General features: G+C 38.8%; 14 protein-coding genes. 4 read left to right on the forward strand and 10 right to left on the reverse strand.

The features are described from left to right. Window position 1: 1 nt before the first annotated feature. Together FGM01_RS08940 and FGM01_RS08945 are read right to left on the reverse strand one after the other, a co-directional pair. Window positions 2-1,375, reverse strand: a complete 1,374-nt coding sequence (locus FGM01_RS08940; protein ID WP_143410831.1) for a TolC family protein — start codon at window positions 1,373-1,375, stop codon at window positions 2-4. Between the two features lie 84 nt (window positions 1,376-1,459). Then, on the reverse strand, window positions 1,460-2,032 hold the full coding sequence (locus tag FGM01_RS08945; protein ID WP_143410832.1) for a Crp/Fnr family transcriptional regulator: 573 nt from the start codon (window positions 2,030-2,032) through the stop codon (window positions 1,460-1,462). A 293-nt stretch (window positions 2,033-2,325) separates the two neighbouring features. Between FGM01_RS08945 and FGM01_RS08950 the strand changes: the two genes are divergently transcribed. Next, entirely contained in the window at window positions 2,326-3,474 is a 1,149-nt protein-coding gene (locus tag FGM01_RS08950) for a hypothetical protein (RefSeq protein WP_143410833.1), read from the forward strand. Window positions 3,475-3,492: 18 nt separating this feature from the next. Here FGM01_RS08950 and FGM01_RS08955 read toward each other — a convergent pair whose 3' ends face one another. The 6 genes from FGM01_RS08955 to FGM01_RS08980 all read right to left on the reverse strand — a co-directional run bounded on the left by FGM01_RS08955 (window position 3,493) and on the right by FGM01_RS08980 (window position 12,925). Next, a complete protein-coding gene (locus FGM01_RS08955; protein WP_143410834.1) occupies window positions 3,493-3,945 on the reverse strand; it encodes a methyltransferase family protein in 453 nt (150 codons plus the stop codon). An 83-nt stretch (window positions 3,946-4,028) separates the two neighbouring features. Beyond that, a complete protein-coding gene (locus FGM01_RS08960; protein WP_143410835.1) occupies window positions 4,029-8,906 on the reverse strand; it encodes a DNA repair ATPase in 4,878 nt (1,625 codons plus the stop codon). A gap of 88 nt (window positions 8,907-8,994) precedes the next feature. Beyond that, window positions 8,995-11,073 (reverse strand): flotillin family protein, encoded by a 2,079-nt coding sequence (locus tag FGM01_RS08965; RefSeq protein WP_143410836.1) that lies wholly within the window; start codon window positions 11,071-11,073, stop codon window positions 8,995-8,997. Window positions 11,074-11,088: 15 nt separating this feature from the next. Beyond that, entirely contained in the window at window positions 11,089-11,760 is a 672-nt protein-coding gene (locus tag FGM01_RS08970) for a hypothetical protein (RefSeq protein WP_243735788.1), read from the reverse strand. Between the two features lie 41 nt (window positions 11,761-11,801). Next, entirely contained in the window at window positions 11,802-12,518 is a 717-nt protein-coding gene (locus tag FGM01_RS08975) for a PspA/IM30 family protein (RefSeq protein WP_143410838.1), read from the reverse strand. Between the two features lie 11 nt (window positions 12,519-12,529). Then, entirely contained in the window at window positions 12,530-12,925 is a 396-nt protein-coding gene (locus FGM01_RS08980) for a YbjN domain-containing protein (RefSeq protein ID WP_143410839.1), read from the reverse strand. Between the two features lie 275 nt (window positions 12,926-13,200). Here FGM01_RS08980 and FGM01_RS08985 point away from each other — a divergent pair, with 275 nt between their 5' ends. Further along, window positions 13,201-13,965 (forward strand): helix-turn-helix domain-containing protein, encoded by a 765-nt coding sequence (locus FGM01_RS08985; protein ID WP_143410840.1) that lies wholly within the window; start codon window positions 13,201-13,203, stop codon window positions 13,963-13,965. Between the two features lie 11 nt (window positions 13,966-13,976). Here FGM01_RS08985 and FGM01_RS08990 read toward each other — a convergent pair whose 3' ends face one another. Both FGM01_RS08990 and FGM01_RS08995 read right to left on the reverse strand, forming a co-directional pair. Next, window positions 13,977-14,813 (reverse strand): mechanosensitive ion channel family protein, encoded by an 837-nt coding sequence (locus FGM01_RS08990; protein ID WP_143410841.1) that lies wholly within the window; start codon window positions 14,811-14,813, stop codon window positions 13,977-13,979. Between the two features lie 167 nt (window positions 14,814-14,980). After that, window positions 14,981-15,868, reverse strand: coding sequence for a DUF808 domain-containing protein (locus tag FGM01_RS08995; RefSeq protein ID WP_143410842.1), 888 nt, complete (start codon window positions 15,866-15,868; stop codon window positions 14,981-14,983). A 147-nt stretch (window positions 15,869-16,015) separates the two neighbouring features. Here FGM01_RS08995 and FGM01_RS09000 point away from each other — a divergent pair, with 147 nt between their 5' ends. Both FGM01_RS09000 and FGM01_RS09005 read left to right on the forward strand, forming a co-directional pair. After that, window positions 16,016-17,074, forward strand: coding sequence for an NAD-dependent epimerase/dehydratase family protein (locus FGM01_RS09000; RefSeq protein ID WP_143410843.1), 1,059 nt, complete (start codon window positions 16,016-16,018; stop codon window positions 17,072-17,074). Between the two features lie 142 nt (window positions 17,075-17,216). Then, complete coding sequence (locus tag FGM01_RS09005; RefSeq protein WP_143410844.1) at window positions 17,217-18,644, forward strand: exonuclease domain-containing protein; 1,428 nt, start codon at window positions 17,217-17,219, stop codon at window positions 18,642-18,644. The last annotated feature ends 6 nt before the right edge of the window (window positions 18,645-18,650 follow it).

Genomic DNA, 18,650 nt, shown 5'->3' on the forward strand with positions numbered 1-18,650 from the left:
GTTAGTATTTTAATTGTCCCTGAGCATGCAATAGATCTACGGTTGCTCGTCTTTGCTGGTAATATGATTTTTGAAGTTTGAATCCGGCCTGTTCAAGATCCCTTAAGGCATCCAATACATCGGTTATTGAAGCCAGATCGTTCCTGTATTGCTTATCTACCATTTCATAGGTTTCATCGGCCAGTTCGATCTCTTTTTGTACAATCAGGATATTTTGCCTTGCAGAAGCCAGGCTTTGTTCGGCCTTGGTTATACTCAGGTTGATCATCTCTTCAGCTTCTTCACGCTGTTCCCGGTATTTTTCGGCTTCATATTTAGTTTTCTGGCTCTCGAGTCTGGATTTATTCCCATCAAAAAGATTCCACTTCACACCCACACCTACATACCATCTTGGATCAAGCAGGGAAAGGTCATCTTCAAGCAATTCATAATGCCCCTTCAAGGCCACCTTCGGAATAAAATTATTCCTCTCCATTTTTGCCTTGTAAAGACTTGCTTCCTCTGCCTCTTCCAGAGCTTTGATCTCGTCGCGTTTTTCAGCATTCCCAAAACCTGATGATGCAAAAGGATCTAATTGCGGCGCCATTAATTCTAAGGTTTCCCTGGATTCCCCGGAGAGCTTATTCAGCATTTCGATAAGGATCGCCTTATTATGATCGAATTCAAGCTGGCGCGCAATGAGTTGCTGCCTGGCTAATTCGATCTTCTTTCGCTCTATAGGAGTAGCCAGGCCATTTTCTATAGCTTTTTTCACATAAAATTCCTGTTGATCGAGAAATTCTTCTGTACTCTCCAAAACTTTCTTTGAAGCATTGACAAGAGCTAACCTGTCATAATTTTCGATGATCTCTAAAGCTACGCGGTCCTGCAAGGCAGCAGCAGCGTAGTTTAGAGAAGCTTCTTTATGTTTACTGGCCTTGAGTGCATTTCTGGCTTCAAAGCCACTGAAAAGAACCCAGTCGAGATCTACAGATGATTTCAGAATATTCTTCTCCTGGATCGCCGGGATCGATTGCACGGGAACTCCTTCCGGAAATTCGGCGTTGAAAGGTACTCCGGCGGCTTCCTTGATTAGTAATTTCTGAGTCCCTAGTAAAAGATTCTGGGTATCTTCATCAAAATTGATATTATCATTTAACCTGGTATAGTTTCCGTTTACGGTGATCTTCGGAAGAAAGACCGATTTAGCAAGTTTTTGATCCAGAATTGCCTGCTGTGCTTCGAATTCCTTTTCATTCAGTTTATGACTCTTTTCTATACCCTTCCCTATGAGTTCCTGCAGCCTGGGATCAAGATCCTGGGCATTCGAAACAGAAGGAATCAATCCTAGAAAGATCAAAAGAACTGTACTTACACCTATCCTTTTTATATGCATTTCCACTGTATTTATTTTACAATGCAAAGGTCTGGCTGAAAAGAGAGGATTCTTTTGACCTATATCAAAAAACGATCTGTGGTGCTAATCTCTTATTTTCTTTTTCCTGATGCGGCTAAGGGTTTCCTGGGACATTCCAAGGTAAGAAGCGATCATTCCCAGCGGAACGCGGTAAATGATATCGGGATATTCGGTGAGCATATATTCATAACGTTCCTTCGCGGTCTGGAACTGGATCGCATTTAGCTTATGCACAACTTTAGTAAGCATTTCTGTAGAAAGAAGCCTGCCCAGTCTTTCCATTTTGTGGTACTTTTCGAAAAGCAGTTCCAGTTCATTTTTGGAAATTGAATGTATCTCTGCGTCCTCAAGCATTTCTACATTGTAAAGGCTCGGACTTTCCTCGAAAAAACTTTCCAGGCTGGTCATGAACCTGCCTTCTCCAAAAAACAGCTGGGTGATCTCCTTGCCATCACTATTCAGATAATAATTCCGGCCAATCCCTTTTTCTACATAGTAAAGTTTACGACATACCTGCCCCTGCTTCACCAGCGGCTGACTTTTAGAGACTATTTCCTTCTGAAAATGAGACAGAATATCTTCCAGTTCTGCTTCAGAAAAATCTACCAAATCTTTTAAAAAATCAGTAATCGTCATAGCCCTTTTAATCTATTGATGCATTGGAATTTTGATACTTTCAGCTTCTTCAATAAAACTGAAATGAAGAAAAAACAAAAATACTATTTCAGATTGAAGTAATTCTCAAAATACAGTTAAGGCTGACCGGGATTATAACTTTCAGCTAGAAAACCCTGGCCTGAATGCTGAAATTTTTAATAAGGGAAGAATTTACCAAAATAATACACTAGATTTATAATCAACTACTTACGATCAATCCTTTAATTTTGATTTTGCCTTTTTTCGGATCTATCGTTACAAAAAGTCAAAAAATGAGAATTACCTATTATTCCCTGCTAATACTATTTTTCATTCTGGGTTGTAAAACAACAGAGACCACTGAAACCATTTTTAAGGAAGGAAAGACCTTTGAAAATTTCAGGGGATTTAAACCTGTTGACCCTACAGAATTTAACGATAACATCCAATTGGTTTCAGATGGAGAACTGGGCATGAAAGATCTTCGGCTTTTAAATTCCGAAGAAATTTTAGGCTTTTTAAATAATGAAACTGTACTGGTATCTATTGGCCAGTTATCCTCGGAAGGTAGAATATCTTATATTCCCTTTGCCATCTCTCAGAAGAACACCAGTTATAAGGTCACTATGGATTATATGAAATATGCGACTTTAGGACAGGAAGACAACCGGAATAACTTCATTGGCTACAAGCGTGTAGGTGTTGGCTTAAGACTTATTTCTCTTATCACAACTGCTGAGGCAGGTATTAATATCAGTGATCTTTATTCCATTGGGCTTGCTGCAAAAGCGGGGAAATTAAGCGGAACCCTGATGATAGAGATAATTGGTATTAAATCTAAAGACGTTACTACCCTGCTGCCGCTGCCATCAGAAATTAACCAGACCACTATTCAAAATGCTATGCAGGCCCTGGCTACTATCAAATCTAAGATCTATGATGAGGATACCAGATTATACCCGCAGGTAATGGCGATTAAATTAGATGAAAATGCTCGCAGTAGAAGTATTCCGGTGGTGAGTATGAACAGTGAAGATGATGAGCCATTTGTAGAAATGGTTCAAGGCCAGGGACCTGGTTCTATAGATATCCTTCAGGCAGAAGAAGAGGTTGATAAAAGCATACAACTCCAATTTCAAAATAACAAGGTAGGATCTTCCGGGGTGGCACAAAGGGCGGCGCAATTAGAAAAACAGGCCCTGGAATCTCTAATGAACAAGGAGGTAGAAGAAGCCATAGAATACCTTAGAGAATGTGAAATAATATATCCACAATATCACAGTGTTTATGAAGTGTTACAACTGCTAAAGCAGAACAGGCGAGAACTGGCAGAAAAGAATTCTCCCAAATGGCAGGAGCTCTATAGTGAAATATTAAAGAATTTTTCATGGAGACTACCCGAATCCATTAGGGCTGAGTTGAAGGCTTTAGCAGATCAATAATGCTTTAATATTCAGGATCTAAATTTTTGGAAAGAAACGGCCGGTTCTTTTCTTATAAGACTCATATTCCTTATAACGCTGCATTAGCAGCTTCTCCTCATATTCAGACTTCACCATAAAAAGTATATAAAGTAAAATTGAGATCAATATCCTGAAAACAGAAGCTGTAGCCAGGGCAAGACTAAAAGAACTAATCACTATCCCGGTGTAAATTGGATGTCTTACATATTTATACAGGCCCGATTGTACTAATTCTGAATTAGTTTTAGGTGAAGGAAAAGGAGACAGGTTCTTACTTAATTGCAGCATCGCCAGAATTAAAACGGCACCTCCCAAAACCGCTATAATAAGGGCACCTGTTCTTATAATAGCTGGAAACGCAAGTGACAGAATATTTGGATCAAAAACATAAAGAATGAACAGCAGCATCTGCAGGCCAACCAGCTTGTAATCCTTTGATCTTAGATTCATTAGTTTCTAAATTTCTGTGGTGGAAATTTATTCACGTATGAATTTACATTATTAAATAATGTATATAATAATTTGAAAGCTGCCTATTTCTGAAATCCATTCAAAAGAGCTTTTCGAATACCTTCCAGATTATCTGAAAATTGCATCATCTGGGATAAAACCTGGGCCATTTCATTTTTATCGCCAAAACCTTTAAGTTTATTATTCTTCTGGAAAGTTTCACGAATATTTTGCCATCGCTCTTTTTCTTCTTCCGTCAATTGGTTTACAAGCTCCTTATACTTCAATAAATTCGCTTCTGCCGAAGAAGTCAGGGTCTGAGATTCGCTCTCATAATGAGAAAGTACAAGCGTTCTCAATTCCTTATCGTTCATCACAGGAACCACCTTCGCTACCAGTTTATTCATATCTCTATAAGATCCCTGCAGTTTAAATGACGGTTCTGTTCTGTACTCATCCTCCATCGCGGCGCTTTTAATATAGGCTGCGTTCACCTTCAAAACAGTATCCCTTATCTTAATGATCTTTTCAAGCACCGATATATATTCCTGAATCTCCTGGTTCGAATAATTTCCGGTTAGCTGAATTTCCTGATTCTCATTTTCAATTCGATCCAGCAACCTGTAAACATCATCGAAATTCTTACTGCTTAACTGGTGCATTACCGGGTTAGAGGTAAGTGAGTTTTCAATAAGACTTAATCTGAACAAATGCGCAGTATCCCCAATGATATCTCCCAGATTATAAATATCTGCACGGTTGGCAAGCATATCTGGAATCCTGAATTTTTCTCCGCTTTCAGTATATGGGTTTCCAGCCATGATCACACAGAATTTCTTTCCACGCATATCATACGTCCTGGATTTACCATTATAGATCCCTTCAATTTTCCTGGTTCCGTCAGAAAGTGAAATGAACTTTTGTAAAAACTCCGGATTGCAATGCTGGATATCGTCCAGGTATAACATCACATTATTCCCCATCTCAAAGGCTAGATTCAGCTTTTTCAATTCTTCTCTGGCTGCGGAATTTTTTGCAGAAGATGGATCTACCGAAGTAATATCATGGCCAATCGCGGGTCCGTTTATTTTCATAAAAACAAGACCAAGTCGGTTGGCGATATATTCCATAAGCGTGGTTTTCCCGTAGCCCGGTGGAGAAATCAGCAATAAAAGTCCCATCCTGTCGGTTCTTTTTTGATCTCCTATAGTCCCTAGTTGTTTGGCCAGGTTATCTCCAAATAATGGAAAGTACACCTGATCTATCAGCTTATTTCTAACGAAAGAACTTAGAATACCTGGCTTGAACTCCTCCAGTTTCAAATCCTCCTTCAGTTCTACTGTAACCTGATGTTTTGCTTTTCTGAATTCCTTAAAAGCAGGAACCTTTATTTTGAAATATCCTTCATGGATTGCTACAAAATCATGATAATTAAATTCGTAAGTCCCATTTTGGATCAAGTGATGTTCTCCCCTTAAGCCGCTGATCTTTTCTGAAGGAGACGTGAATTTTGTATTCAGCACCGCTTCGTCTTCAAACATAATAAGACATACAACTTCGTTTACATATTTTAAATTCAGGTTTATATCTTCACCGGCCTGAGTATTCAAAAATGCTTTTACCCATTGGCGAATCAAGGAAACCTGTGCTTCTTTCGATTGCAGGTTATCCAGGGTTTTACGGAATTTGAGATCGGCTTTTTGTTCTTTCAGTTTGCTTAAAAAATCTTCTTTGATTTGAATCGCAATTCCGCTTTTCTGAAAATCATTGTCATTTTGAAGTTCTTCGAAAAGATATTTTGCGGCCTCTTCCGCAAATGCAGCTTCGTAAATTCCAGACTGCTCCCCAAAATCAAATATTGCCGTACTCAGTTTTTTAAGGAGAAATTCATATTCCCGGGAATCGGGGAAATATTGCAATACATCTCCCGATGCTTTTATGGTTTCATTCAGATATTTCTGATTTTTAGCATCTGTGAAATTCCAGAAATACTGGGCACAAGCCCTAATTTCGGGATGAAAACGCAAAAGATCCAGCGCCTTGTATTTTTGAATAAATACAGAAAGTATATTCGCCGCATCCAGATCATGTACTCCCTTTACATAACCTTCAGAATAATCCTTGCTACTTTCCTCCTGTATTAGTTTTAGCAACTCCTCCTCCGTTCTACTGGTTATTGCATCCTGATATTTCTGAAAAATCTTGAAAGCCAGGTATGCTCCCCTGTAGATATATTTATTTTCGGAGATATAATCCTGATCCCAGAATTCCTCTGATTCCAGCAAAATTTCATTTTCTATTTTCTGATAGAAATCGGTTCCCGTAAGATGATACTTCAATCCTCCATCAGCATAAACAATGGTAAGATCCAGCTCCTGGTTGTTCACACCGAACTTATGCTTTCCAAGTTTAATGATATTCTCACCATCTTCATAAAGTTCCTTCTTATCCTTTAGTTTTCTCAAAGAATCTTCACGGGCAGATTTCAGTAAAGACTGTATTTCCTCAGCTTTCCCGCTATCATCCATTTCCTGAAGCTGTTTGGCGATATCACGGGCCTTGTTCACCAATATATCTGAAGCGAAATAGGCGTTGATATCAGAAATTTCAGAGAATGACTCCGCTTTTTTCCGAACTCCCTTTAAGATCCTTTCCGCAGAATTCTGTAACGCGATCGCCTTTTTATTTCGTTTTTCAACCAGGCTGTTTTTACGGGCTTCAAAGGCATTGTAAACCTCTTCCCTTTTTTCAATAATCAGGCTGATGAATTCCTCAAAATCGGCAAATTTACCTTCCAGTTCTTCCAGCTGAATGGAAATCCTGGTTTGGAAATCATCACATTTTTCAGGAGTATCTGCGATATCGAGGTAATTAATAATGCTCTGGTCTATCAATTTTAACTGCGCGGCAAAATCGGCCTGCGCCTCTTCACTACCCAGAGATTTTCTTTTTTTCCGGATCTCTGCCTTTAACTGATTTATCGTTGCAAAGATCAGGGAGATATTATTGATTATACTGGTGGAATGAGAGGTGTCCTCGATCTCAAGATTTGATACGATCTCGATTAAAAGTTCTAGATCCTGGGAAATTTTATAAACCTCTTCTTCCAGTTTTCTCGCATCGATCACTTTCTTGATCTTTCCTAATTCCTTTTCTTTTTCTGAAACTGCCGCTTCATAAGGTTTTAAAGCTTTATCATCAAGAAGGAAAGTGACACAACGTTCAGAAATTTTTGCGGTTTGTTCTGAAATTTGTTCTTCAAGACTATCAATATATTTCTTATCTACATATCGAATATCTTTCAGGCTTATCGCTTCTCCACGCAAGGAACGTAGCTGAGTTAGCGCATTAACAAAGTCATTGATACTTCTAAAACCAGTGCTTTTAATTTTACTAAAAAGCTGATCTGCTTTTTTCGCGATCTCAACGGTTTTCTGGCGCGCATTCTTTTTTAATTGCAACACCTTCTGAAATTCATCCATCGCCGCATTCGCCGCCTGGTTGATCTCTTTTAAAGGTTCATTTAATTGCTGCGTTTCAGCTTCTTTTATCCAGTAGTATGCATCCAGAATATCCTTAGACTGCTTGGCAAGATCTGCGTACAAACCGTCGTAATTATCTTCTTTATTCAAGAGATTTATAAGGCCATTAACCTCAGCCATCGCCTTTACGATATCCTTATTCCCGATTTTATAAAGCAAACTGTCCTCATGTTTAGAAGGCATAAAGTCACCTTTTAAATATGGTGTTTGCCATATCTGGATCACATGATGGCGAGTTTGTTCATTTTCATTTCTGAAATAGCATAATTCCCCATTTTCAAGAACAGTAAAGCCATTACAAATTATGGGAGTTTGAATTTCCTGGGAGATCACATTGTAACTCATCAGGTTGTATAGCCCGGTATTTGGCGAGTAAAAAACGTACAGATAATCCTCGCCGTTTGGAGAACTTACCTTTTCCTGAAATTTTACATTCGGGATGCTATTATCAAAAATGTGATATTCACCGGTCTGCAAATAATATCCGGTAGGGAAAATAATCCCGTGATCATCTGGCAACAAAACACAGGAATCCTTGATACTTTCAATCTTCTGAACTTCTTTCAGCTTATGATTGTAAACAAAATATCTTGGTTCTTCCTGAAAGGGTTTAACTTCTAAAATGATTAGGTTACCAAGGTTGGCAAATCTATACTGACCATCATCAAGGGTTTGATCGCGATGTTCAACCTCTTCAGAATAGATCCCCTTCCCATCATCGGTATTATCTTCAACCTTTATGGTTAGATCACCTCTAATGGTTTCTACAAAAACACGATCCAGAATAGAAACATGAGCATAAACTCCCTGGCGATGCATATCGCGAGAAACTTCCTGCCAGTTAAATTCATACTGTTTTGGAAGTTTATATTCGTGATCACTCCGATTATCTATGTATTGAAGTGTACCGTCTTTAATAAGCCATTTAAAAGTCTTAATATCGGTTACACTTTCACTCAGCTGAAAAACCATGTACAGGTAATTCCCGATCACGGCAAATTTGGAAAAGATGGTGTTTCGGTAATACCTATAAAGGTTCTTAAAATCAGCTTCAAAAACCTCATCTTTCAGAAGGTCTGCTGATACAGCTTCAAAACTATAATCTCTGAACTCATATACGCTCATTACATCGCTAAGCGTAATTTCAGTTCTTAATCCAAAATGTACATTATAACCAAAAAGACAGGTATTTCCCAGAGACACGATATCCCTGGCTATACAGTTATTTTCAGTATTAATGCGGTCATTGGCGATGAGTTTAGTTTCCAGTGACCCAAAGACTTCCTTTCGGCTTTCATTTAATTTCTTAAGGCGTTGCTGAAGTTCTGTCTTTTGTTTTTGAAGCCGGTTCTGGATGACCTCATATGTACCAACATCCAGTTTTTGCGCATTATCTTCCTTTATAGGTTCCTTTGCCATTATCTCCTATCCTGATTTTTTAGATTAATTTGATGAAAAAGTGATTGATGAAGCTTAAAAAGAGCCGGCGATAAACGCCGGCTTTTGTCTATTTAGTAAGCCTTGGAATAGTACTGTCTGAAATTCCCAGTCCTTTGGCCAGATTCAAAAGATTACCAAGCATAGTTTGCTCTTCCTTACTGTCTGATTTCATTTTAAGATCTGTGATCAAACTCGCGATACTAATATTCTTGAGATCTTCGGTAGAAATACCATATCTAGAAGCAAAGTCACTTACTTTCTCCAGTAGATTTCCTTTAACATCTTCACTGCCTAAAATAGCACTTTTCACTTCCTGGATATTGGTACTGTTCTGTACCAGCCTGTCGTATCCTTTACCTCTAGTGATCTGTCCAACGATCTGGTCGAAGAACATGGTTTCGCCACCTACAATATCGATCTTCGCTGCTCTTAAGGCATCTCCAATTACCTGAGCCTGTGCATCTGCGATCTCCTTCTGAATATTAATATTGGCAAGATCTATTTGCAGATCTTTATTTAAACGCAATTTGAATTCTTCGTGGTCTTTTCCAACGCCATCAAGTTTCTTCATCGCCGCAGCTTTTTCTTCTATTCCTGAAGCGTCCGCAATAGCTTTTTCCTTAATAATATCTGCTTCTGCCAGGCCATCTTTACGCTTGGCATCTGCTTTAGCTTCGATTCCGGCAGCTTCGGCTTTCGCTTTCTTCTCGATGATATTCGCTTCAACAAGTCCCTGGCGCTCATTAGCGTCAGCTTTGGCATGCATTACCTGAGCTTCAGACATTCCAACGGTAGCTTCTTCCTTCGCCTGGGCTTCCGCCAGAATCTTACGTGCTTCTGCCTGTTTCTGGCTGGCTTCCTTATGAGCAAGAGCCTCAATATTGATCTCTTCTGCTTTTTGTTTTGCGGCTTCTTTCTGAGCCTCAGCAGCTTTGGTAGTTTTAATAAGATCTTCTTCGGCAAGAGCTTCGGCTGTAGTGATCTTAACCTGCTTTTCCCTGTCGGCAGTTTTGAAGGCCTGTATATCTTTCATGTTCTCCTGCTCTTCTACCACCCCTTTTTCCAGCATCACTCTATCGCGAATCACATCCTGGATATTTTTCTTCTCAACTTCAACAACTTTCTCTTTTTCGATTTGTGCAAGTGTCACCACTCTTTCTCTTTCGGTTGCTTCGAGCAATCTGTCTTTTTCTACTCTTTCAGATTCAACAGCATCTGTACGCTCTTTATTCTTCAGTGCGACGATGATCTGGCGCTGCATATTTTCTTCAGCAACCTTCACTTTTTCTTCCGTAGCAATTCTGGCGCTTTCAGATTTAAGCCTTTCTTCTTCATTTACTTTAAGAGTTTCAGCTTCCTCACGAGCCTTGATGTTCGAGATCTCACGTTTTTGCTGCTCTTCTTTCTCAGCTAGTTGCTTATCCAGTTCCAGGATAGCTTCTCTCGCTTCTACATCCTGCTTTCTGATCGTTTTTTCCTCATCTCGTTTGATAAGGTTAGCTTTCATATTCTGAACTGCGGTAAGCTCAGTTATCTTCTTGATACCTTCGGCATCCAGGATATTATCTGGCTTTAATTCTTTTACTGAGGTCTGCTCCAGAAAGTCGATCGCACAATCTTCCAGGGTATAACCGTTTAGATCTGTCCCTATAATATTTACGATCTCATCACGAAATTCCCTTCTGGCTTCATATAATTCAATGAAATCGAATTTTTTTCCTACGGTTTTAAGTGCTTCAGAAAATTTCGCCTCAAAAAGATCTTCCAGGGTGGCAATTTTGGAAGCCCGGTCTACCCCGATAGTCTGAGCTACCTTTTTGATATATTCAATATCATTATTTACCCGAACAAAAAAGGCCACTTTAATGTCTGCTCTCATATTGTCCTTGCAAATAAGGCCTTCATGAGCAAGCCTTTCGATCTGGATCTTCTTTACCGAAATATCCATGATCTCGGTCTTGTGAAAAACCGGAACCGTATAAAGTCCTTTATCTGTAGCTACTTTGGTGCCACCAAAACCAGTCCTGATAAGGGCCTGTCCCTGAGGTATTTTTTTGTAAAACATCGCGATGATCGCGAAGTAGACGATGATAAGGAATAGTAATACGCCTATTCCAATTCCAATGATTGGTAAAATTGATTGCATTTTTGATTAGATTAATTAGTCGTTATAAGATTGTACTAGGTAATAATTGCGGTCTGCAGATCTCTTGATGATCAATATACTGGCACCGTAGTTTAAAGGTTCGCCATTGAGCGATTTCACGTAAATAGACATAGAATCTCCATTAACGCTCACCTCGGCATTTCCCATTTTTTCTGCAGAAATAGACGATAGTAAAGTTGCCTTTCTTCCCAGGTAGTCTATTGGAGCATTACCATCTTTATTTAAATTTTTGAAAAATCCCTTGAACGGAGTGGTAAGGATCTTAGTAAAAAATAAAGCAGGAAAGATAGCCAGAATCATGATGCCAAAACCTATAAAATTATCATAGGTGTAGGTCATGGCCGTAGTGATCGCAGTAATGAACCACCAGATAAAGATCCAGAATGTGAATGTGAACATAAAAGGCAGACCAACAAAGTTGAAATAGATGAGGAAGATCTGCCACCATTTTAGTGGTTTTCTCCTTTTTCCTACTACATCCTCCTGGTTGATCTCGGTATTTGAAATATCTTCAAAATCCATATTCCCTCCTTCGATCCCAGAATCAACATCAACATCTGCATCTACATCGATATCTACGTCAAAGTCTGGTTCGAAATCAAGACCACCAATCATGGTTATGATCCAGTAAATAATAAGGATAATAAGTAAAACACTCAAAATCAAGTTTACTTCTGAAAAAAGTATATTGGTTAGTTCACCCAAGGTTATTCGTCTTTAGAATTTTTCATCCCTAATTGTTCCTTTAGCTTTTCCAATTCATCGTCTGCTTTAGCTTTAGAAGTATCGGCTGCTTTATCAATTTCTTCATCTATAGATTTTGAAGCATCGGCGATATCTCCATAAGCTTCAGCAAGCGCCTCTTCCTGAGCCACCTTTTCTTTCATACGCTCCAGCATGGAAACGGTCCCGGTACTGTCTAGCTCTGCCATCTGTTTGTTCAGATTCTTGGTAGCATTACTCACCTTTACGCGTGCTTTTAGTGTTTTAAGTTCATTCTCCCAATTGCCTATATTGGCTTTGATGGTTTGAATGTTCTTTTGAAGCTGGGCCACGTTATTATCAAATTTCACCGATTCTTCCCTGGCTCTTAAAACCTGCTGTTCTGCAGACTCCTTTTGAACAAGCGCCTGTTTCGCAAGCCTGTCTGCTTCAGAAGCATCCATTTCTTTTGAATTTGCTTTTTTCAAAATAATGATAGCTTTATTCTGATATTCGTCTACTTTATTTTGAAACTCCTCCTGGTCATTTCTGGCTCTTATTGCCAGAGCTTTAACCTGTGCCAGGGCTTCTAAACTTTTATCAAGATCCAACTTCATATCTCTAATACCCTGTTCGGTCATTTTGATGGGATCTTCCATTTTATCTATGGCAGAATTTGTCTCTGCCTCTCCTATTTTAAATAATCTTCTAAAGATGTTCATAACGGTTAGTTTTAATATTTTGAAAATTCAATGATATGGTCTGAGTATTCACTCATGAGCAGACTTAAGGAATTTAAGCTTCCCTCTAGTTCGTTTAAATCTAAATTCTCTATTTGAAGAGTGTCCCTGTAAATCACCTTTTCGCCAGAGTCGTCCAGCACAAAAGCTCCATGAACAATGTCACGGTTCTTTTGCAGCAAGCTTTTAAAGATCTTTTCAGACTGGTTGTTGATCTTAAAAATATATTGCTCCATGATTAATATTGGCGGGGCTACCCCGACGATAAGATTTCTAATTCCGGAATTTTCTTTCTGAATTACAAAGAGTCCATTATCTGGGTTCTCTCTGGTAATATTAAAATTTAATTCCAGTAAAAAATCTCTCGTGATATTGAAATGATTTTTCATAGGTGATGGTTACGGTTAGTACTAAAAATTTGAGAGCCTAATAATACAAAAAAGTATTAAGACTTTGTTAAAGAATATTGACAAGCTCTGTCACAACATTAATAACAATAGCGATCATAAGGTCGTTTTTAATTCTTAATAAATTTTATACTTAAGATTAAACCGTTCGAACAAGATTTAAACTAAAAATATTAGCGATTGATGGTGTTATTTGCTAATATTGTTAGACCAATATACACTAAAACTTTATTTCTGCAAATTTTATTAGCAAATAAATGTCATTATTCGGAAACAATATCAAAAAAATTAGAAGCATAAAATCGCTTAGTCAACAGGCTTTTGCTGAAATATTCGATTTAAAACGCGGTACCTTAGGCGCTTACGAGGAAGGCCGAAGCGAACCTAAAATTGAAACCATTATCAAAATTGCTAATTATTTTAGCATCCCAATTGGAGACCTGCTCACAAAAGAACTTACGGTAAATCAATTGCTAAAGTTTAAAGTAGATTTTGAATCCAGTATACTGGAAGAGAAAAACGATTTCTTTATAAAAATCCCTTGTATCACTCCGCAGCTTCACACTGACTATCTCAGGCATCGTGACAATCCGAATTTTATTGATGACCTGCCTTATCTAAATCTTCCTGTAACCAATGAAAATGAGCTAAGAGCATATGTAGTGGATAACCTTGAAATGAGCTCAGATAATGACGGTCTTTATCCTAAAGATATAATCATTGGAGAAAGAGTAGCTCGGAAGAGATTCCCCGATCTTCAAAGTTCCTGTATATACCTGATAATCCTGAAAGACAGGATCTTATTAAGAAGAGTATTCCAGGCCAGTAAAAGATTCATTTTAAAAGCAGATCATCGTGGCATAGATGAGCTTAAAATAAACCATGCCGATGTAAAGGAATTGTGGGAACTAAAATACGTCTTCTATCACCGGGTTCCGGAAAAAAGAAATATAGATATTAAGGAGAAACTTTCATTTTTAGAAAAAGAGTTCCTCAAATTGAGATCTTCATTAGACAGCTAACAAGAGGGTTTTTAGACATTTTCTCCAACTGGAACCTCTCTGTTAATTGAATATTTTGGAATAGGTATTGTCACGCCTTCGGCATCCAGTTCTTTTTTTACAGCCTCCAGCTGTTCCCAGTAAGCCGGCCAGTATTCTACAGATTCTATCCAGCACCTTGCCTTGATCTTCATCTGGTACTCCCCTATTTCATCAAGCCAGACATCTACCGGCAAATGGAGGGCGAGTTTAGGATGCCTGTTCATTCCCCTTATTATTATTGCACGAACTTCATCCAAATCGGTTTCAAACGAAAACTTAAGATCAAGATCAATTCGTCGGTATTTTTCCATAGTGCGATTATCCACATCGCTATTGGAAACATTCCCATTAGGCATGGTAATAATTCTACCGTCAAAGGTTTTGATCCTCGTATAAAGTATATCGATTTTTTCTACAAATCCCAGATTATCGTTTACATAAATAAGATCCCCGGCTTTAAAAGGTTTAAATACGAGTATAAGCACTCCTCCGGCAAAATTGGATAGACTCCCCTGTAAGGCGAGACCTATTGCAATACCCGCTGCTCCAAAAACCGCCAGGAACGAGGTGGTTTTAATACCCAGAATAGAACCTATTACAAAAAATAAAAATCCATAGAGCAGGAAAACACTTAGGCTTTCCACAAAGGTTTTTAAGGAAAGTTCAGTCCTGGACCTTTTTAGCGCTCCTTTGAGCAGACGCATTACAAATTTTATTACGAAAATTCCTGCGATCAGCGCAACCAATGCATAAACCAGCTCCGGGCCAATTTCAAACAGAAATTCAAGAAGTTGTGATTTTAATTGGGTCCAAAAGTCTTTGTTCATAGTTGGTAATGGGTTCAAAATGAGAGACCAAATATACACAGGTATATTTTAAACGAATATTTATAAAAAATATCCCGTCACCAGGGACAGGATCTTTCTTATTAAAAATGCAGGTTAGCCGAACTAAACCCCTATCAACTTTCCTATTTTTCCTTTTTGGAAAATTTTTATTCTGTGGATTTACTGAAAATCTTTTTCCAGATTTTTTTCAGCAAATTCACCACCGGAAGAGTCAACAAACCTACCACAATACCTACAAGGGCTTCGCCCAGTATCGCAGGAATGCCATGTACCAGGTCATGAATAAAATGTATGTTATGAACAAAGATCCCACCGGAAACAAGAATTAAAGCGATGGTCCCGATCACCGATAAACTTTTGATCACAATAGGTAGAGCCTTCACCAGGAATCTTCCCATAATATCTGAAAAACTGTCGTCCCTATCGTTTAGATTTATAAGCTTCGCACCAAATTCATCCATACGAACTATTAAGGCAACAATACCGTATACGCCTACGGTTGCGACTAAAGCAATGAGTGAAACTATGATAATTTGATTTAGTAATGGCTCTCCGGTCACGGCGCCCAGGGCTATGATCACGATCTCTACAGACAGGATAAAATCGGTGATAATCGCTGATTTTATTTTTTCCTTCTCCTGTTCTAAAGCCTGTTCCCTGGTTAATTTTTCCAATACCGGTTTCTTTGCGGGATGGGCATGTGGAAAGAAATATTCATAAATTTTTTCAGCACCCTCATAAGCGAGGTAAAAACCTCCAATCAACAATATGATGGTAACAGCTGCCGGTAAAAACGCACTTAGTAAAAAGGCCACCGGCAGGATGATCACTTTATTTAAAAAAGAGCCTTTGGTAATTGCCCAGAGCACGGGAATCTCCCGGGATGACACAAAGCCAGATGCCTTTTCTGCATTTACGGCAAGGTCATCCCCAAGCAATCCGGCGGTTTTTTTACCGGCTACTTTTCCCATGACCGCCACATCATCCATAAGCGCCGCGATATCATCTAATAATGCAAAAAATCCTGATGCCATAACTCTTCATAGTTTAAAAGCTAAGCAAGTTCAGTCTTTTTGATGAATGGAAAAAATTATTTTCACCTTCTTAACTATAAGACCAGATAGCTTCTATTTTCAAGACTCCCTAAATTAGCTTACATTAAAAGATCTATTAAAAAAGATATGGTCGAAATTAATAAAAATAAACCCGTGTTAGTTACTGGTGCAACCGGATATGTTGCCGGGTGGCTGGTAAAGAAATTACTTGAAGAAGGCTTCACCGTTCATGCCGCAGTAAGGAACCCCAATAATAAAGATAAGGTACATCACCTGGATGGTATCGCCGGAAATACTTCCGGAAACATCAAATATTTTCAATCAGATCTCCTGGATGACGGCTCCTATGCTGAAGCCATGGAAGGCTGTGAACTCGTCTTCCATACCGCCTCGCCATTTACTTCAGAATTTGATGACCCACAAAAAGAACTTATTGAACCGGCGGTTAAGGGAACGGCTAATGTTTTAAACCAGGCAAATAAAACAGAAAGCGTTAAGAGAATAGTGCTTACGAGTAGTTGTGCGGCTATTTATTCAGATGCTACAGATGTGCAGAAAACTGCTAACGGTAGCTTAACCGAGGAGGATTGGAACACCACTTCTTCTCTGGATTATCAGCCTTACTCCTTTTCGAAAACTCTGGCTGAAAAAAAAGCCTGGGAGATCCACAAAAAACAATCTCGATGGGAACTGGTAACTATTAATCCTTCTCTGGTTATGGGACCGCCTTTGAATCCTAAGGCAACTACTTCAGAAAGTTTCAGCCTGCTGAAGCAATTAGGTGACGGTACCTTTAAAATGGGAGCACCTAAGTTAGGCATTGGTCTGGTAGACGTCCGCGATGTCGCAGACGCGCATTACAAGGCAGGCTTTACTCCTAAAGCCCATGGAAGATATATTACTTCTGCTCACAATACTAATTTTGTAGAATTAGGGCATGCGCTTCAACCAAAATACGGAGATTCCTACCCCGTGCCCACCAAAGCATTGCCGAAATGGATTTTAATGTTAATTGGGCCTTATGTAAATAAAAATCTTACGAGAAGATTTATTAAAAACAATGTCAACGTAAAATGGAAAGCCGATAATTCTAAGATTAAAAACGATCTGGATATAAAATTCAGGCCACTCCGTGAAACTATGGAAGACTCCTTCCAGGTACTTATAGACAATGGAATAATATGATTTACAACTTAGCACACCTAATACTTTATTGTGTAAGTGGTAAGGCACGGTAATTCTTCCCGACTTTAACTTAACCGAAAGGTTTTTAATGGAAATAATCCTTTGATTTGGATATATTCCAATTTAGAAGTAATTTTCGACCATGAAAGACGCGAAGTTTGCCATCACCGATATTGAAACTACCGGAAGCGGGATCAAAGGAAATAAGATCACCGAAATTTGCGTAATGGTAGTGCAAAATGGAGAAATCATTAATGAATATTCCTCACTAGTAAATCCCAGCCAGTCCATCCCCCTTTACATTGAAAGCCTAACCGGTATTAATGATGACATGGTGTCTAATGCACCACAGTTTTCCGAAATTGCAGACAAGATAGAAGAAATAACCCGGGACTGTATTTTCGTGGCTCATAATGTAAGTTTCGATTATAATATTTTACGGGCTGAATTCACCAACATCGGCCGTGATTTTAAAAGAAAAAGGATTTGTACCGTAAGACTCACAAAAAAGCTGATACCGGGCTTATTTTCATATAGTCTTGGAAATATTTGCACTAGTATCAATATCCCGCATTATGACCGTCACCGTGCAGGAGGCGATTGTGAAGCCACCGTAACCCTATTTCAACGCTGCGTTTCGCTGGATCCTGAATATGAAGTGATCAACGAATTCTTGAACAGAAAAACCGGGGCATCTTTCCTACCACCAAATTTCAAAAATTCAGATTTTGAAAAATTACCTACTGAAACCGGTGTCTATTTCTTCAAAGATAAGGACGGGATTCCGCTTTATATTGGCAAGGCAAAAAATATTAAGAACAGGATAAAATCCCATTTCCAGGAGCGATCCAACCGAAAGTATAAATTGATGCAGGAAGTGCATAGTATCGATTATGAACTTACCGGAAATGAATTTCTGGCATTGTTAAGGGAATCTGATCTTATTCTGAAATATTATCCCAAATATAACAAGGCTCAGAAAAAATATGCCAAGCCCTATACCCTTACCTCCTATCATAACCAGAAAGGAATTGAAGTTTTCGCGTTGCATAAGAATAAAATTTCGCCGGTAAGCTGGATGAAATTTTACACCCGTGATGAAGCCGTGAGCTTCATGGAAAAAGTATGTGAAAAATTTGAGCTATGCCCCAAATATGCCGGATTGCAGCGTGGGGTAACTTCCTGCGACCATTATAAAATAAAAAGCTGCAGCGGTGTTTGCAGAGCAGAAATCGAAGTTGAAGAATACAATGACCGGGTTGCACAGGCAATTGATTTTATAAATCAATATGAGAATTCCTGTCTCCTTATGGAAAAGGGAAGAACCAGGGATGAAAAATCCTTTATTTATCTTCAGAAAGGAAGATATGCCGGTTATGGTTTTATAGGGAATTCAGAAGATTTTTCACATCCTGAGGACTTCAGAAATTACTTGATCCCACAAAAAAATTCCAGTTACACAGACAGGCTGGTGAGTCGTTATTTGAATACCAAAAAGAATCTCATTAGGCAACCGCTGGAAAATACAGAGTCAATTGTAGAAACAGAAGCTGGTTCCTGGTTTGGATAACTCACC

This window comes from Christiangramia sabulilitoris (assembly GCF_007050985.1).
GTDB lineage: Bacteria > Bacteroidota > Bacteroidia > Flavobacteriales > Flavobacteriaceae > Christiangramia > Christiangramia sabulilitoris.

Excerpts from the sequence above, each read along its gene's own strand:
- FGM01_RS09005 (WP_143410844.1), top strand. The coding sequence starts at position 17,217 with ATGAAAGACGCGAAGTTTGCCATCACCGATATTGAAACTACCGGAAGC.
- FGM01_RS08995 (WP_143410842.1), bottom strand. The coding sequence starts at position 15,868 with ATGGCATCAGGATTTTTTGCATTATTAGATGATATCGCGGCGCTTATG.
- FGM01_RS08955 (WP_143410834.1), bottom strand. The coding sequence starts at position 3,945 with ATGAATCTAAGATCAAAGGATTACAAGCTGGTTGGCCTGCAGATGCTG.
- FGM01_RS08980 (WP_143410839.1), bottom strand. The coding sequence starts at position 12,925 with ATGAAAAATCATTTCAATATCACGAGAGATTTTTTACTGGAATTAAAT.
- FGM01_RS08950 (WP_143410833.1), top strand. The coding sequence starts at position 2,326 with ATGAGAATTACCTATTATTCCCTGCTAATACTATTTTTCATTCTGGGT.
- FGM01_RS08965 (WP_143410836.1), bottom strand. The coding sequence starts at position 11,073 with ATGCAATCAATTTTACCAATCATTGGAATTGGAATAGGCGTATTACTA.
- FGM01_RS08945 (WP_143410832.1), bottom strand. The coding sequence starts at position 2,032 with ATGACGATTACTGATTTTTTAAAAGATTTGGTAGATTTTTCTGAAGCA.
- FGM01_RS09000 (WP_143410843.1), top strand. The coding sequence starts at position 16,016 with ATGGTCGAAATTAATAAAAATAAACCCGTGTTAGTTACTGGTGCAACC.
- FGM01_RS08985 (WP_143410840.1), top strand. The coding sequence starts at position 13,201 with ATGTCATTATTCGGAAACAATATCAAAAAAATTAGAAGCATAAAATCG.
- FGM01_RS08990 (WP_143410841.1), bottom strand. The coding sequence starts at position 14,813 with ATGAACAAAGACTTTTGGACCCAATTAAAATCACAACTTCTTGAATTT.
- FGM01_RS08975 (WP_143410838.1), bottom strand. The coding sequence starts at position 12,518 with ATGAACATCTTTAGAAGATTATTTAAAATAGGAGAGGCAGAGACAAAT.
- FGM01_RS08940 (WP_143410831.1), bottom strand. The coding sequence starts at position 1,375 with ATGCATATAAAAAGGATAGGTGTAAGTACAGTTCTTTTGATCTTTCTA.
- FGM01_RS08960 (WP_143410835.1), bottom strand. The coding sequence starts at position 8,906 with ATGGCAAAGGAACCTATAAAGGAAGATAATGCGCAAAAACTGGATGTT.